11 protein-coding genes are annotated in these 16,894 nt (G+C 39.7%); all 11 read left to right on the top strand.

Annotated elements, in window-relative coordinates; genetic code table 11:
• The first annotated feature begins 130 nt into the window (after positions 1-130).
• Complete coding sequence (locus tag AC0L3W_RS10775) at positions 131-2,161, top strand: HAMP domain-containing methyl-accepting chemotaxis protein (RefSeq protein WP_409438920.1); 2,031 nt, start codon at positions 131-133, stop codon at positions 2,159-2,161.
• A gap of 139 nt (positions 2,162-2,300) precedes the next feature.
• Positions 2,301-2,951, top strand: a complete 651-nt coding sequence (locus tag AC0L3W_RS10770; RefSeq protein WP_290040667.1) for an ABC transporter ATP-binding protein — start codon at positions 2,301-2,303, stop codon at positions 2,949-2,951.
• Positions 2,952-6,265: 3,314 nt separating this feature from the next.
• On the top strand, positions 6,266-6,652 hold the full coding sequence (locus AC0L3W_RS10765; protein WP_333388668.1) for a RidA family protein: 387 nt from the start codon (positions 6,266-6,268) through the stop codon (positions 6,650-6,652).
• A 9-nt stretch (positions 6,653-6,661) separates the two neighbouring features.
• Positions 6,662-7,066 (top strand): sulfurtransferase complex subunit TusD, encoded by a 405-nt coding sequence (tusD, locus tag AC0L3W_RS10760; RefSeq protein WP_409438921.1) that lies wholly within the window; start codon positions 6,662-6,664, stop codon positions 7,064-7,066.
• Positions 7,067-7,076: 10 nt separating this feature from the next.
• Complete coding sequence (gene tusC / locus AC0L3W_RS10755) at positions 7,077-7,436, top strand: sulfurtransferase complex subunit TusC (protein ID WP_290040662.1); 360 nt, start codon at positions 7,077-7,079, stop codon at positions 7,434-7,436.
• Positions 7,437-7,730, top strand: a complete 294-nt coding sequence (gene tusB, locus AC0L3W_RS10750) for a sulfurtransferase complex subunit TusB (protein WP_409438922.1) — start codon at positions 7,437-7,439, stop codon at positions 7,728-7,730.
• A gap of 208 nt (positions 7,731-7,938) precedes the next feature.
• Positions 7,939-8,313, top strand: a complete 375-nt coding sequence (rpsL, locus tag AC0L3W_RS10745) for a 30S ribosomal protein S12 (protein WP_025565709.1) — start codon at positions 7,939-7,941, stop codon at positions 8,311-8,313.
• An 84-nt stretch (positions 8,314-8,397) separates the two neighbouring features.
• Positions 8,398-8,868: a 30S ribosomal protein S7 gene (gene rpsG / locus AC0L3W_RS10740; RefSeq protein ID WP_113820545.1), complete on the top strand. Its 471-nt coding sequence runs from the start codon at positions 8,398-8,400 to the stop codon at positions 8,866-8,868.
• Positions 8,869-8,945: 77 nt separating this feature from the next.
• Complete coding sequence (gene fusA, locus AC0L3W_RS10735; protein WP_409438923.1) at positions 8,946-11,042, top strand: elongation factor G; 2,097 nt, start codon at positions 8,946-8,948, stop codon at positions 11,040-11,042.
• 74 nt (positions 11,043-11,116) lie between these two features.
• Complete coding sequence (gene tuf / locus AC0L3W_RS10730; RefSeq protein ID WP_290040656.1) at positions 11,117-12,301, top strand: elongation factor Tu; 1,185 nt, start codon at positions 11,117-11,119, stop codon at positions 12,299-12,301.
• Between the two features lie 581 nt (positions 12,302-12,882).
• Positions 12,883-13,854 (top strand): IS30 family transposase, encoded by a 972-nt coding sequence (locus AC0L3W_RS10725; protein WP_409438924.1) that lies wholly within the window; start codon positions 12,883-12,885, stop codon positions 13,852-13,854.
• Positions 13,855-16,894: the final 3,040 nt, after the last annotated feature.

Here is a 16,894-nt window from a genome sequence, read left to right as displayed (position 1 = left end):
TACATATACTAATCAATTGGTTATAGTTTTGTGATGTTTGAATTTACAAAATGTAAAAAATGTAGTCCAATAGTATCATTAAAAAGTGTCTATAATGGAAATGGACACTACTAGCAGGTGAAACGGATTTATGAAAATTTTTAATATTAACCTCTCCACTAAAATCATTTTAAGCTTTACATTAATTGGTGTGCTTTTTATTGGTATGGTGTTGTTTAGCTTTATTAATGGTAAGCAAGTTATCGTAGGTTTAACCCTGATTAACAACGAATCTGCTCCTGTTATTAATTACTCCTCAAAGACCAATGAGTTAGTGAATGCGACTGAACCATTGATCCTCAAGTTACTATCTAGCCATACGCCAAATGAATATAAAGAAACGGCTAGTCAGCTAAGTGCAAATAATCAGTTGATTGCAACAACGCTTAAAGAGTTTGGTGAGCTGCAATTAAGCAGTGAATTTTCTGGCATTGTTGACGATGCCTTGTCGCAACTTAATAGCAATATGCAAACCGTTAATACGCAATCTACTTTACTCATTGATAAACAAGCCAAAGTAGTTGATGCCATTGAAAAGGCTCATGATATAACGATGACGCTAGATGCATTGTTAGAGAAAATTGCTCCCCTTTTATCAGATACGTTAATTGAGCTTGAAGATGAAGCGACGATTTCTATTGTGAATGAAGTTAATGGGTCGGTGATTGCTGGGATGTTAATTATTGAAAAAACTGCCAATGCGACCTCATTAGAAGATTTAACGGTTAGCCGTGGGCAGTTTGTCGGCTGGCAGAATCAACATTCAACGCTATTACCTTCTCTAATTTTTGCGTCAAATGATGCTTTTTATCAAAGCTTTGTTCGTCAATTATCTGAGTTAACGCTGTCTTTATTGGATGCCATTGAAGGTGATACTGGGTTGTTAGCTATTCAAGAGCAACGACTTGCTTTGATAAAACAGCAGCAAGCAGATTTTGCGACGTTACAGGCAGAAACAAATAATGCCAGTATATTAACGGGCTTATTGTTAGATAAGTCTTTTGCTCAAAACCGTAAGTTAGCGAGTGAAATTAACAGCAGTACGGAAAGCCAAAACAACTTAAGTATTATTGTGGGGATTTCCATTTTAATCGGTATTGTTTTGTTGTCTATTGCGATGACTCGCTTGATTCGCCAATCAATTAAACAGTTCATGGGCGAACTTGATGCGTTATCACAAGGTGTATTACGCAATATTCCACCTTCTAAATCTAATGATGAATTTGGACAGCTTAATAATTATTTGAGTAAGGTGATTAATAACTTAAAACAAACTGTGTTGAATATTGAAGATTCTTCTAAACAAGTGGAAGCCTCTGTTGATTCTGTTGTTGATAGTTCAACGGGCACTTTAGAAATTGTTAATCAGCAAAAAGATGAATTAAACATGGTCGCGACGGCGCTGGTAGAGATGAGTTCAACTGCCAATGAGGTAGCTCAGCATACTGAGAAAACGCACGAAGCGGTTATTAATGCGGTTGAGTTATCTAAGAGTGGTCGTCAACGTGTATTAGATAACCATAAGAGTATTGAGCAAGTTGCTTCGCAAACTAAAGTGACGTTATCTGCGATTAATGATTTGCACAATGGCGTAAAAAGCATTGAAGATATTGTTGATACTATTACTGAAATTGCCGATCAAACTAACTTGTTAGCTTTGAATGCAGCGATTGAAGCTGCGCGTGCCGGAGAGCAGGGTAGAGGTTTCTCTGTCGTGGCAGATGAGGTGCGTACGTTAGCAACACGTACTCAGGTGTCGACTTTAGAGATTCAACAAAAAATATCAGCAATGACTTTAGATTCTAAGTTAACCGTTGAAGCGACTACTAAGAGTGAAGGGCTGGTTAATGAGAGTCTTAAGCAAGCTAAATTAGCTGATGAAATTATTGCTAGCTTTGAAAGTAAAATGTCTGAAGTACAGGATTTGAGTTATTTAATCTCTACTGCAACTGAAGAGCAAGCAGTGACTGTCGCCGAGTTAGATAAAAATATTAATAAGATTGCAATGTTAGCGAATGAGACGAACAGTAAAGCTGAATCTGCGAAGCATGAGGCTATTTCGCAAATTACTATTGCTAAAAAACTGCAAGAGAATGTCTCTAAATTCGTTTTTGAACGTTAGACTTGTTGGTTAGCGTGGTGCGCTGGTTTAGTGCATGCTTTTAATATGATTGTTGTGTTTTGCTTATCGTTATCTTGCCCCTGTTTGTTAATAACGATAAGCTAACCATCCACTTTATAACAAAGTTTTATGCCAACCTATGATTAAATTACACAACCTCACTAAGTATTATCCTTCCGATTTAGGCCCTCAATATATTTTTAAGAATATTAATTTTACTATTCCTGATGGTCACAATATTGGGATTTTAGGGTCGAATGGTGCGGGTAAGTCAACTCTGTTCCGCATTCTAGCGGGGAGTGAGTATCCTAATAAAGGCAAGGTGGTAACTGATAAGGCCATTTCATGGCCGGTGGCGTTAGCATCTGGTATTCATCCTCAAATGACAGGACGTGAAAATACTCGTTTTATTGGCCGTGTAAATGGTGTTGAGAATTTAGATGAATATGAAGAGAAGGTAAAACAGTTTGCGGAGTTAGGCATTAAATATGATTTGCCTGTAAAAAGCTATTCAAGCGGTATGCGTTCACGTTTGGCTTTTGGTTGTTGTATCGCCATTGATTTTGAAGTGTATTTGATTGATGAAGCGACGTCAGTTGGTGATCAAAAATTCCGTAAAAAAGCCCGCCAAGCGTTATTGGATAAACGTAAAACCGCTAACGTGATTATGGTTAGCCACGATCTCAAAGAGATAGAAGAGTTCTGCGATAGCGCCATTATTTTACATCAAGGCGAATTGGTTTTTTATGATAATCTGCAAGAAGCTATTACAGTATACGAGGGGTTGTAAAGCTTTGGTTTTATCGTGATTAATGAAGGTTACGACACATCTTTTCGGGGCGCTGGGCGAATTAGGTGACAGCCTAGTATTATGAGCGGAAGAGCTCTGCTATTCCTTTTTTCAGCCTGAAGTGTTTTGTGTGTTGAATTTTAGCATTTTGAATTGTGCATTAGTTCGCTTCGCTCAACGTGGCTAATAGTTGTATGCGATAACTCGCATACTGGCAGGCTAAAGCATGCGCCCCTAATATCAGGCTTTGCTTGATAGCTATCGCTGCTAATTAGGGTTTATCTATGAATCATACGCAACACCTTCTGGCTTTTTATCGACATCAATGAAAGCTACGACACATCTTTTAAGGGGCGCTGGCTTCAGCCTGCGGTGTTTTGTGTGTTGATTTGGGTTTATTGGTTTGTAAGAAACCGGTATAGAAACTTTAATCATTAACACAAAAGATCTGCAAGCTAAAGCATGCGCCCCTAATATCAGACTTTGCTTGATAGCTATCGCTGCTAATTAGCGTTTATCTATGAATCATACGCAACACCTGCTGGCTTTTTATCGACATCAATGAAAGCTACGACACATCTTTTAAGGGGCGCTGGCTTTAGCCTGCAGTGTTTGTGTGTTGATTTGGGTTTATTGGTTTGTAAGAAACCGGTATAGAAACTTTAACCATTAACACAAAAGATCTGCAAGCTAAAGCATGCGCCCCTAATATCAGACTTTGTCTGATAGCTGCCGCTACTTTTTTCGTTTATCCAACACAAAAAGATCTGCAAGCTGAAGCATGCGCCCCTAATATCATGCTTCGCTTGATAGCTGTCGCTACTAATTAGCGTTTATCTATGAATCATACGCAACACCTTTTGGCTTTTTATCGACATCAATGAAAGCTACGAGACATCTTTTAAGGGGCGCATGCTTCAGCCTGCGGTGTTTGTGTGTTGATTTGGGTTTATTGGTTTGTAAGAAACCGGTATAGAAACTTTAATCATTAACACAAAAGATCTGCAAGCTGAAGCATGCGCCCCTAATATCAGACTTTGTCTGATAGCTGCTGCTTCTCATTTGTGTTTTTTGTAGATATGACAAAATATATTTTGGCTTTGTTATTAACTCTATGAAAACTACGATACATCTTTTCGGGGCGCTGGCTTTAGCCTGCAGTGTTTTGTGTGTTGATTTTGGAGCGCTGGGCGAATTAGGTGACAGCCTAGTATTATGAGCGGAAGAGCTCTGCTATTCCTTTTTTCAGCCTGCATGTGTTTTGTGTGTTGAATTTTAGCATTTTGAATTGTGCATTAGTTCGCTTCGCTCAACGTGGCTAATAGTTGTATGCGATAACTCGCATACTGGCAGGCTAAAGCCAGCGCCCCTAATATCAAGCTTCGCTTGATAGCTGTAGCTACTAATTAGCGTTTATCTATGAATCATACGCAACACCTTCTGGCTTTTTATCGACATCAATGAAAGCTACGACACATCTTTTAAGGGGCGCTGGCTTCAGCCTGCGGTGTTTGTGTGTTGATTTGGGTTTATTGGTTTGTAAGAAACCGGTATAGAAACTTTAATCATTAACACAAAAGATCTGCAAGCTGAAGCATGCGCCCCTAATATCAGACTTTGTCTGATAGTTGCCGCTTCTCATTTGTGTTTTTTGTAGATATGACAAAATATATTTTGGCTTTGTTATTAACTCTATGAAAACTACGATACATCTTTTCGGGGCGCTGGCTTCAGCCTGCAGTGTTTTGTGTGTTGATTTGGGTTTATTGGTTTGTAAGAAACCGGTATAGAAACTTTAATCATTAACACAAAAGATCTGCAAGCTGAAGCATGCGCCCCTAATATCAGACTTTGTCTGATAGCTGCCGCTTCTAATTAGCGTTTATCTATGAATCATACGCAACACCTTCTGGTTTTTTATCGACATCAATGAAAGCTACGACACATCTTTTCGGGGCGCTGGCTTCAGCCTGCGGTGTTTGTGTGTTGATTTGGGTTTATTGGTTTGTAAGAAACCGGTATAGAAACTTTAATCATTAACACAAAAGATCTGCAAGCTGAAGCCAGCGTCCCTAATATCAGACTTTGTCTGATAGCTGCCGCTACTAATTAGCGTTTATCTATGAATCATACGAAACACCTTCTGCTTTTTATCGACATTAATGAAGGTTACGACACATCTTTTAAGGGGCCCTGGCTTCAGCCTGCGGTGTTTGTGTGTTGATTTGGGTTTATTGGTTTGTAAGAAACCGGTATAGAAACTTTAATCATTAACACAAAAGATCTGCAAGCTGAAGCATGCGCCCCTAATATCAGACTTTGTCTGATAGTTGCCGCTTCTCATTTGTGTTTTTTGTAGATATGACAAAATATATTTTGGCTTTGTTATTAACTCTATGAAAGCTACGACACATCTTTTAAGGGGCGCTGGCTTCAGCCTGCGGTGTTTTGTGTGTTGATTTTGGAGCGCTGGGCGAATTAGGTGACAGCCTAGTATTATGAGCGGAAGAGCTCTGCGATTCCTTTTTTCAGCCTGCATGTGTTTTGTGTGTTGAATTTTAGCGTTTTGAATTGTGCATTAGTTCGCTTCGCTCAACGGTGGCTAATAGTTGTATGCGATAACTCGCATACTGGCAGGCTAAAGCCAGCGCCCCTAATATCAAGCTTCGCTTGATAGCTACCGCTACTTTTTTCGTTTATCCAACACAAAAAGATCTGCAAGCTGAAGCATGCGCCCCTAATATCAGGCTTCGCTTGATAGCTATCGCTACTAATTAGCGTTTATCTATGAATCATACGAAACACCTTCTGCTTTTTATCAACATTAATGAAGGTTACGACACATCTTTTAAGGGGCGCTGACTTTAGTCTGCAGTGGGGTTGTGTGTTGATTTGGCTTATTGCTTTGTAGGAAAGCGAGATAAAAACTTTAACCATTAACACATAAAGATCTGCAAGCTGAAGCATGCGCCCCTAATATCAGACTTTGTCTGATAGTTGCCGCTTCTCATTTGTGTTTGTTTCTTAATTTAACGAAACAATTGTAGTTTTATTATTTATATTATCTATAAAAGTTACGAAGCATGTTTTGACCTTGGGGCGCTGGGCGAATTAGGTGACAGCCTAGTATTATGAGCGGAAGAGCTCTGCGATTCCTTTTTTCAGCCTGCTTCTTTTGGTTTTATATGTAGGTGTTAATTGATTTCTCTAATTGGCATTAGAATGATGATAAATAGCGGTCCTTTTGTCTTGTTTTTATTGTGCTTCTACTTCAATATACTGGCACGAAATTTCATTCATAAAGGAAGTATCTCATGACAACTAAAACAATTATTAATACTGAAAAAGCGCCTGCGGCAATTGGTCCTTATTCACAAGCTAATCAATTAGGTAATTTAGTATTCACTTCTGGTCAAATCCCATTAGATCCTGTTTCAATGGAAGTTGTTGCTGGTGGCGTTACTGAGCAAGCTGAGCAAGTAATGAAAAACTTAATGGCTGTATTAGAAGAAGCGGGTGCTTCTGCAAAGACTGTTGTTAAAACAACTTGTTTCATTAAAGATATGAATGACTTTGTTGCATTTAATGAAGTTTACGGTAAGTACTTTGCTGAATTAGCGCCTGCTCGTTCATGCATCGAAGTTGCACGTTTACCAAAAGACGTATTAGTTGAAGTTGAAGCTGTTGCTTACACTGCTTAAAGGCTAATTATGTCTGACTCTCAGGATATTAAATTTTCTTTGCTAGTAACGGGTAATCCAGCGAGCGATCAAAGTGCATCGACGGCGTTACAGTTCTGCGAAGCGGCTTTGTCTGCTGGACATCATATTTCAGGTGTATTTTTTTACTTGGATGGTGTGTTAACTGCAAGTCATTTAATTAGTCCTGCCAGCGATGAGGTGAATTTGCCTGATCGCTGGGCTGCTTTAGCAACCCAATATAACTTTCGATTAGAAGTTTGTGTCTCAGCCTCTTTACGTCGCGGTATTGTTAATGAGACTGAAGCTAAGCAGTTAGATTTACAGCATTACAACCTTAAAGCACCGTTTGTGTTGAGTGGGTTAGGGCAGTTGGCTGAATTATCTGCTAGTTGTGACCGACTAATACAGTTTTAAGGGACGTTATATGGAAAAGAAAATTGGTATTGTTAATCGCCAAGCACCACATGGCCGCAGCGATGCCCGTGAAGCGTTGGATTTAACCTTAGCATTATCGGCCTATAATGAGTCGCTTAGTGTTTTTTTTATAGGTGATGGGGTTTATCAGTTATTAAAAAAGCATCAAGCAGACAGTATTTTACAAAAAGATTTTCAGCCTATGTTGAAGATGTTTGACCTATACGATATTGAACAGGTTTATGTTTGTGCTAGTTCGCTTGCTCTACGTAATATTTCAGTAGAACAATTGGTTATTAAAACTGAGTTGCTAAGTACTGATGAGATTAAGCAGCATCTCGCTGAACAAGATCAATTAATGAGTTTTTAAATGATATTACATACGGTTAGTCGTTCACCCTTCAGTTCTTTTGCATTATCTGACTGTGTTAAGCAGTTAGGAGATGATGACCTTGTGTTGCTGCTTAACGATGCGGTGATTGCGAGTGCTGCCAATACAGATATACAGGGTAAATTGTTGCAACTGCATGAAAGTAAACGTTTATTTGTGTTAAAGCCTGATGTCGATGCGCGTGCTATTGAAGCAAAATGCGGTAAACTAATCGATTACAGTGAATTTGTTGCATTAACGGTGCAATGTAAAAGTCAATTAAGTTGGTCTTAAATTTACCTAAAACCTTAGTTATCTTGTTGATTTACTAATGCTTTATTCGCTAATTATAGATTTTTTCTTTTATACCTTCTTATTTTTTTATTGTGTGAGCAAAAACACAATTGCCTAATTATTGACTCGCCATTCTATTCAGCGTAAACTCTTGCGACCCTAATTTATAGGGCTTGATTTTTCACACACACTTAGGAGCTATTTAACAATGGCAACAATTTCACAATTGGTACGCAAACCGCGTAAGGACAAAGTTCAAAAAACTAACGTTCCTGCGCTAGAAGCGTGTCCACAAAAACGTGGTGTATGTACTCGTGTATATACTACTACACCAAAAAAACCTAACTCGGCAATGCGTAAAGTTGCTCGTGTACGTCTAACTAACGGTTTCGAAGTAACTTCGTACATCGGTGGTGAAGGCCATAACTTGCAAGAGCATAGTGTAATCTTGATCCGCGGCGGTCGTGTAAAAGATTTACCGGGTGTTCGTTACCATACAATTCGTGGTGCACTTGATACTTCAGGTGTTGCAGCACGTCGTAACGGTCGTTCTAAATACGGTGCTAAAAAGCCTAAATCTTAATACTTTCCGTAAGTAAGGCCAAACAAACACTATTTAATTTTAATATGTTTTGGGTAAAATCCTGAAGCGCACGGAGATAATAAGATGCCAAGAAGACGCGTCGTAGCTACTCGTAAAGTACTACCAGATCCTAAGTTTGGATCAGAAATCCTAACAAAATTCGTTAACGTAGTAATGGTTGACGGAAAAAAATCTATTTCAGAAAAAATCGTTTACGGTGCATTGGAAACTGCAGCTGAAAAAAGCAGCAAAGATCCAATGGAACTTTTTGAAGTAGCTCTAGAAAACATCCGCCCAAGCGTAGAGGTTAAATCTCGTCGTGTTGGTGGTTCAACATACCAAGTTCCTGTAGAAGTTCGTCCTTCTCGTCGTAATGCTCTTGCAATGCGTTGGTTAGTTGAAGCTTCTCGTAAGCGTGGTGAAAAATCAATGGCATTACGTCTAGCTGGTGAGCTAGTAGATGCAGCAGATAACAAAGGTTCTGCGGTTAAGAAACGTGAAGACGTTCACCGTATGGCTGATGCAAACAAAGCGTTTGCTCACTACCGTTGGTAGAAAGTATTTAGCACAGGCTTTAGCCTGTGCTTTTTCGTTTCTATTTGCACAAAGCTTTATTTAAAAAGGACATTGCATTGTCACGTACTACTCCAATTGAGCGTTACCGTAATATCGGTATTGTAGCTCATGTTGATGCAGGTAAAACTACTACTACAGAGCGTGTATTGTTCTACACTGGCGTATCTCACCGTATTGGTGAAGTTCACGACGGTGCAGCAACAATGGACTGGATGGAGCAAGAGCAGGAGCGTGGTATCACTATCACATCTGCTGCCACTACTACTTTCTGGCAGGGCATGCAAAATCAGTATGAACAGCACCGCATTAATATCATCGATACACCTGGGCATGTAGACTTCACCATTGAAGTTGAACGCTCTTTGCGTGTGTTAGATGGCGCTGTAGTTGTATTTTGTGGCACATCAGGTGTAGAACCACAATCAGAGACCGTTTGGCGTCAAGCTAATAAATACCACGTTCCACGTGTTGTATTTGTTAACAAGATGGACAGAACAGGGGCTGACTTTGAGGCTGTACTTGAGCAAATTCGTAATCGCCTTGGGGCTACTTGTGTACCTATTCATTTGAATATTGGTGCAGAAGAAGAGTTCCGTGGGGTTATTGACCTCATTAAAATGAAAGCAATTAATTGGAACGATGCAGATCAAGGGATGACATTTGAATATGATGAAATCCCTGCTGATCTACTAGAGCACGCGCAAGCTTTGCACGAAGAGCTAGTAGATACAGCTGCAGAAGCAAATGATGATCTGATGGAAAAATACCTTGAAGAAGGTGAGCTTTCAGAAGAAGAAATCAAAGCAGGTTTACGTATTCGTACGTTAAATAACGAAATCGTTTTAGCAACATGTGGCAGTGCCTTTAAAAATAAAGGTGTTCAAGCAGTGCTAGATGCGGTTATCGATTATTTACCTTCTCCAGTGGAAGTTGAAGCGATTAAAGCTATCAATGCCCACAATGATAAAGAGATTGAATGTCCTGCTTCTGATGATGCACCATTTGCAGCACTCGCATTTAAAATTGCAACAGACCCATTCGTGGGAACGTTAACGTTTATGCGTGTGTACTCAGGCGTAGTTAAGTCTGGTGACCAAGTTTATAATCCTATTAAAGGCAAAAAAGAGCGTTTAGGGCGTATCGTACAGATGCACGCTAACGAACGTAAGGAAGTCAAAGAAGTTCGCGCTGGTGATATCGCCGCTGCGATCGGTCTTAAAGACGTCACTACGGGGGACACGCTTTGTGCTGCTGGGCAGAATATTATACTTGAGCGTATGGATTTCCCTGAACCGGTTATTCAAATCGCGGTTGAGCCTAAAACTAAGGCTGACCAAGATAAATTAACGCTAGCACTAGATAAACTTTCTGCTGAGGATCCTTCATTCCGTGTTGAAACGAATGAAGAGTCTGGACAAATACTGATCTCTGGTATGGGTGAACTTCACCTTGATATCATTGTTGACCGTATGCGTCGCGAGTTCTCCGTGAACTGTAACGTGGGTAATCCACAAGTAGCTTACCGTGAAACCATCCGTAAATCGGTTGAGATCGAAGGTAAATTTATTCGTCAAGGCGAAGGACCGAGCCACTATGGCCACGTCCAATTAAAATTAGAACCACTTGAGAGTGGTGCTGGTTTTGAATTTGTGAACAAAATGGCTGACAATGTAATTCCTAAAGAATACATTCCAGCAGTGAGCAAAGGCTGTGAAGAACAAATGAACCAAGGTGTACTTGCTGGCTTCCCAATGCTTGACGTTCGAGTAACTTTATTAAATGGTTCTTACCATGAGGTTGACTCTAGCGAAATGGCCTTTAAAATTGCTGCCATGATGGGTTTCAGAGATGGGGCATTAAAAGCTGATGCTACAATCCTTGAGCCTCTGATGAAAGTGGAAGTAACTACTCCAGAAGAATGGATGGGCACTGTAGTCGGGGATCTTAATGGTCGTCGAGGTATTATTGAAGGAATGGACGATGGCCCTGGTGGCGTTAAAATCGTTCATGCTAAGGTACCGCTGTCTGAAATGTTCGGTTATGCTACCGCAGTTCGCTCAGCAACGCAGGGTCGTGCATCTTATTCGATGGAATTTTTAGAATATGCCGATGCGCCTAAAAAAATTGCTAACGCAATTATTGAAGCGAAATAAAAAATAAATTAAACTAACGCCTTTCCATGTGATGGCATGTGGAGAGGTATTTACTGATAAAGAAGGTACACACTGTGTCTAAAGAAAAATTTGAACGTAATAAACCACATGTAAACGTAGGTACAATCGGCCACGTTGACCATGGTAAAACTACTTTAACAGCTGCAATCTCTGCTGTATTAACTAAGAAATTTGGTGGCGACACTAAAGATTTCTCTTCTATCGATAATGCTCCAGAAGAGCGTGAACGTGGTATTACAATCAATACTTCTCACATCGAATACGATACAGAAACTCGTCACTACGCACACGTAGACTGTCCTGGACACGCCGATTACGTTAAAAACATGATCACTGGTGCTGCTCAAATGGATGGTGGTATCTTAGTTGTTGCTGCTACAGATGGTCCTATGCCACAAACTCGTGAGCACATCCTACTTTCTCGTCAAGTTGGTGTTCCACACTTAGTTGTTTTCTTAAACAAATGTGACATGGTTGATGATGAAGAGCTACTAGAATTAGTAGAAATGGAAGTTCGTGAACTTCTTTCTGAATACGACTTCCCAGGTGATGACCTACCAGTTATCCTTGGTTCTGCTCTTAAAGCTCTTGAAGGTGAAGCTGAGTGGGAAGACAAGATCGTTGAACTTGCTGACGCACTAGATTCTTACATCCCTGAGCCAGAGCGTGACATCGATAAGCCATTCATCCTTCCTATTGAAGATGTATTCTCAATCGCTGGTCGTGGTACTGTTGTTACTGGTCGTGTTGAACGCGGTATCATCAAAGTTGGTGAGTCTGTAGAAATCGTTGGTCTTAAAGATACTGTTACTACTACATGTACTGGTGTTGAGATGTTCCGTAAACTTCTTGACGAAGGTCGTGCTGGTGAGAACGTTGGTGTTCTTCTACGTGGTACTAAGCGTGAAGACGTTGAACGTGGTCAAGTACTAGCTAAGCCTGGTTCTATCAAGCCACACACTAAGTTCGAATCTGAAGTATACGTACTAAGTAAAGATGAAGGTGGTCGTCACACTCCATTCTTCAAAGGTTACCGTCCACAGTTCTACTTCCGTACAACTGACATCACTGGTGCTGTTGAGCTTCCAGAAGGTGTAGAAATGGTAATGCCTGGTGATAACCTTAAGTTCGTTGTTGAACTAATTGGTCCAATCGCTATGGATGAAGGTCTACGTTTCGCTATCCGTGAAGGTGGCCGTACTGTAGGTGCTGGTGTTGTTTCTACTATCATCGAGTAATAATTACTCTTTATAGTTTTTAAACTACATTTTAAAAAGAGAGCTTAGGCTCTCTTTTTTTATGGGTTAAATAAAGTGTTATTTATTAAAATCTTTTACGTATCATGTTTCGCTATACGTGAAAGTGGCGCTATACCTGTAAAGACGTAGGTGCTTGTTTCTATAATCATCGAGTAATAATTACTCTTTATAGTTTTTAAACTACATTTAAAAAAGAGAGCTTAGGCTCTCTTTTTTTATGGGTTAAATAAAGTGTTATTTATTAAAATCTTTTACGTATCATGTTTCGCTATACGTGAAAGTGGCGCTATACCTGTAAAGACGTAGGTGCTTGTTTCTATAATCATCGAGTAATAATTACTCTTTATAGTTTTTAAACTACATTCAAAAAAGAGAGCTTAGGCTCTCTTTTTTTATACGCGAAAGAAAATGTTTGTACGATGCTAAAAGATAGAGAAAACTACAGAATGTTCCGTACTTTATTGCTTGGATTCAGATCATAAGTGCATAACTTGAATTGGTAGAAAAGACGATCAGCTGAATATATGCTTATCGCTTTTTCTCCGGCAAGAGATGCAACAATGAAAACATATAAACAACTGACCTATGCGCAACGATGCCAGATTTATGCCCTAAAGAAAATAGGCATGAGTCAAAATAAAATAGCTAAACAATTGAATGTGAATCAATCGACCCTTAGTAGAGAGTTTGCTCGTAATACAGGCAAGCGAGGTTACCGTATTAATCAAGCTCAACAAGCAACAGTTAAACGCCGTATTGAAGCCCGTAAAGCAATAAAAATGACATCTATTCTGATTGCATTAATAAATATAAAACTAGATGATAAATGGAGCCCTGAACAAATTTCAGGATGGCTTAAGAAAGAGCGTGGCATCAGTATTAGCTATGAAACTATTTACCAACATATTTACTCCGATAAGCGGAATGGTGGTCAATTATTCCAACATCTACGCCGAAAAGGCAAAGCTTACCAAGCGCGCAATAAAGATAAGCAAGCTGGTCGAGGTTTTATCAAGAACCGCGTCAGCATCGATGAGCGACCTAGTATCGTTGACACACGTAGCCGAGTTGGTGATTGGGAAATAGATTTAGTCATTGGTAAAGGACACTGCGGCGCATTGGTGACTATTGTTGAGCGTAAAACACGTTTTACAGTATCGACACGTATTAATGATAAATCAGCAAAGACGGTCACTGCGGCTACGATTGCATTATTAAAACCATTTGAAGATGCAGTGTTAACCATTACCGCTGATAACGGTAAAGAGTTCGCTTATCACAAAGAGTTAACCAAAAATTTAAAGTGTGCAGTTTATTTTGCAGATCCATACTGTTCATGGCAACGCGGTTTGAATGAAAATACAAATGGTTTATTAAGACAATATTGGCCGAAATCTATCGACTTTAGAAAAGTATCGAATTGGGCAGTAAAAGATGTAATAGTGAAACTCAATGAAAGACCAAGAAAGAAATTAGATTACAATACGCCAGCCAAATTAATGGCTGAACATATGGCAGCTATAGCTGCTTAGTCGTTATGCACTTCAGACTTGAATCTGCCTTGTTAATAACGACACATTTTTTCATTTTATAATTATCGAAGCTCTACCAAAGTTGTGATACATCTTTTAAGGGGCGCTGGCTTTAGCCTGCAGGGGGTTGTGTGTTGAGTTTGGTCTTTGATAGATAAGTGAATTAGGTTTCCGAGTAGCAGTGTTAAGACGTTCTGCGGTATGTTTTTATTTACTGCTTTGTAAAAAAACGATATAAAAACTTTAAAATTGAGATAAAAAGATCTGCAGGCTAAAGCCAGCGCCCCTAATATTAGACTTCGCTTGATAGAATTCGTTTATCCAACACACAAAGATCTGCAGGCTAAAGCCAGCGCCCCTAATATTAGACTTCGCTTGATAGCATTCGTTTATCCAACACACAAAGAACTGCAGGCTGAAGCCTGCGCCCCGAATATCAAGCTTCGCTTGATAGCTACTGCTAGTCGCTTGGTTTTGTTTGTGGATATAACGAAGCATTCTTGGCTTTGTGATTTATGTTATCAATGAATATTACGATACATCTTTTGATGTTTTACGGTTATCAATGCAAGTTACGGCACATCTTGTACGGGGCGCTGACTTTAGTCTGCAGGGTTTTGTGTGTTGAGCTTTGATAGATAAGTGAATTAGGCTTCTAAGTAGCAGTGTTAAGCCGTTCTGCGGCATGCTTTTATTTACTGCTTTGTAAAAAAACGATATAAAAACTTAAAAATCGACACAAAAATATCTGCAGGCGAAAGCATGCGCCCCTAATATTAGACTTCGCTTGATAGAATTCGTTTATCCAACACACAAAGTACTGCAGGCTGAAGCCTGCGCCCCGAATATCAAGCTTTGCTTGATAGCTGCTGCTAGTCGCTTGGTTTTGTTTGTGGATATAACGAAGCATTCTTGGCTTTGTGATTTATGTTATCAATGAATATTACGATACATCTTTTGATGTTTTACGGTTATCAATGCAAGTTACGGCACATCTTGTACGGGGCGCTGGCTTTAGCCTGCAGTGTGTTGAGTTTGGTCTTTGATAGATAGGTGAATTAGGTTTCTAAGTGGCAGTGTTAAGGCGTTCTGCGGCATGTTTTTATTTACTGCTTTGTAAGAAAAGCGATATAAAAACTTAAAAATCGACACAAAAATATCTGCAGGCTGATGCATGCACCCCGAATATTAGACTTCGCTTGATAGCATTCGTTTATCCAACATACAAAGATCTGCAGGCTAAAGCCAGCGCCCCTAATATTAGACTTCGCTTGATAGCATTCGTTTATCCAACACACAAAGATCTGCAGGCTGAAGCCTGCGCCCCGAATATCAAGCTTCGCTTGATAGCTGCTGCTAGTCGCTTGGTTTTGTTTGTGGATATAACGAAGCATTCTTGGCTTTGTGATTTATGTTATCAATGAATATTACGATACATCTTTTGATGTTTTACGGTTATCAATGCAAGTTACGGCACATCTTGTACGGGGCGCTGGCTTTAGCCTGCAGTGTTTTGTGTGTTGACTTTGGCCTTTGATAGATATGAAAATTAGACACCTAAGGATAAGAGTTAAGGTGTTCTCGGGTTATGCTTTGATTTACTATTTTGTAAGAAAAACGATACAAAAAACTTTAAAATTGAGATAAAAAGATCTGCAGGCTAAAGCCAGCGCCCCTAATATTAGACTTCGCTTGATAAGCTTTCGTTTATCCAACACACAAAGATCTGCAGGCTGAAGCCAGCGCCCCGAATATCAAGCTTTGCTTGATAGCTGCTGCTAGTTGCTTGGTTTTTTTTGTGGGTATAACGAAGCATTCTTGGCTTTGTGATTTATGTTATCAATGAATATTATGATACATCTTTTGATGTTTTACGGTTATCAATGCAAGTTACGGCACATCTTGTACGGGGCGCTGGCTTTAGCCTGCAGTGTTTTGTGTGTTGAGTTTGGTCTTTGATAGATAAGTGAATTAGGCTTCTAAGTAGCAGTGTTAAGCCGTTCTGCGGTATGTTTTTATTTACTGCTTTGTAAAAAAGCGATATAAAAACTTTAAAATTGAGATAAAAAGATCTGCAGGCTAAAGCCAGCGCCCCTAATATTAGACTTCGCTTGATAGAATTCGTTTATCCAACACACAAAGATCTGCAGGCTGAGCCAGCGCCCCTAATATTAGACTTCGCTTGATAAGCTTTCGTTTATCCAACACACAAATATCTGCAAGCTGAAGCCTGCTCCCCGAATATCAAGCTTTGCTTGATAGCTGCTGCTAGTCGCTTGGTTTTGTTTGTGGATATAACGAAGCATTCTTGGCTTTGTGATTTATGTTATCAATGAATATTACGATACATCTTTTGATGTTTTACGGTTATCAATGCAAGTTACGGCACATCTTGTACGGGGCGCTGACTTTAGTCTGCAGGGTTTTGTGTGTTGAGCTTTGATAGATAAGTGAATTAGGTTTCTAAGTAGCAGTGTTAAGCCGTTCTGCGGTATGTTTTATTTACTGCTTTGTAAGAAAAGCGATATAAAAACTTTAAAATCGACACAAAAAAATCTGCAGGCTGATGCATGCCCCCCGAATATTAGACTTCGCTTGATAAGCTTTCGTTTATCCAACACACAAAGATCTGCAGGCTGAAGCCTGCGCCCCGAATATTAGACTTCGCTTGATAAGCTTTCGTTTATCCAACACACAAAGATCTGCAGGCTAAAGCCAGCACCCCGAATATTAGACTTCGCTTGATAGCATTCGTTTATCCAACACACAAAGATCTGCAGGCAGAAGCCTGCGCCCCTAATATTAGACTTCGCTTGATAGAATTCGTTTATCCAACACACAAAGATCTGCAGGCTGAAGCCTGCGCCCCGAATATCAAGCTTCGCTTGATAGCTGCTGCTAGTCGCTTGGTTTTTTTTGTGGATATAACGAAGCATTCTTGGCTTTGTGATTTATGTTATCAATGAATATTACGATACATCTTTTGATGTTTTACGGTTATCAATGCAAGTTACGGCACATCTTGTAAGGGGCGCTGGCT

The organism is Psychromonas sp. KJ10-5 (assembly GCF_055808325.1).
This window is presented reverse-complemented; position numbering and strand designations above follow the sequence as displayed.

Bases quoted from the DNA above. Each gene is read 5' to 3' on its own strand.
- AC0L3W_RS10770 (WP_290040667.1), top strand. From the start codon at position 2,301: ATGATTAAATTACACAACCTCACTAAGTATTATCCTTCCGATTTAGGC.
- AC0L3W_RS10725 (WP_409438924.1), top strand. From the start codon at position 12,883: ATGAAAACATATAAACAACTGACCTATGCGCAACGATGCCAGATTTAT.
- tusD (WP_409438921.1), top strand. From the start codon at position 6,662: ATGTCTGACTCTCAGGATATTAAATTTTCTTTGCTAGTAACGGGTAAT.
- AC0L3W_RS10775 (WP_409438920.1), top strand. From the start codon at position 131: ATGAAAATTTTTAATATTAACCTCTCCACTAAAATCATTTTAAGCTTT.
- tusB (WP_409438922.1), top strand. From the start codon at position 7,437: ATGATATTACATACGGTTAGTCGTTCACCCTTCAGTTCTTTTGCATTA.
- tusC (WP_290040662.1), top strand. From the start codon at position 7,077: ATGGAAAAGAAAATTGGTATTGTTAATCGCCAAGCACCACATGGCCGC.
- rpsG (WP_113820545.1), top strand. From the start codon at position 8,398: ATGCCAAGAAGACGCGTCGTAGCTACTCGTAAAGTACTACCAGATCCT.
- rpsL (WP_025565709.1), top strand. From the start codon at position 7,939: ATGGCAACAATTTCACAATTGGTACGCAAACCGCGTAAGGACAAAGTT.
- AC0L3W_RS10765 (WP_333388668.1), top strand. From the start codon at position 6,266: ATGACAACTAAAACAATTATTAATACTGAAAAAGCGCCTGCGGCAATT.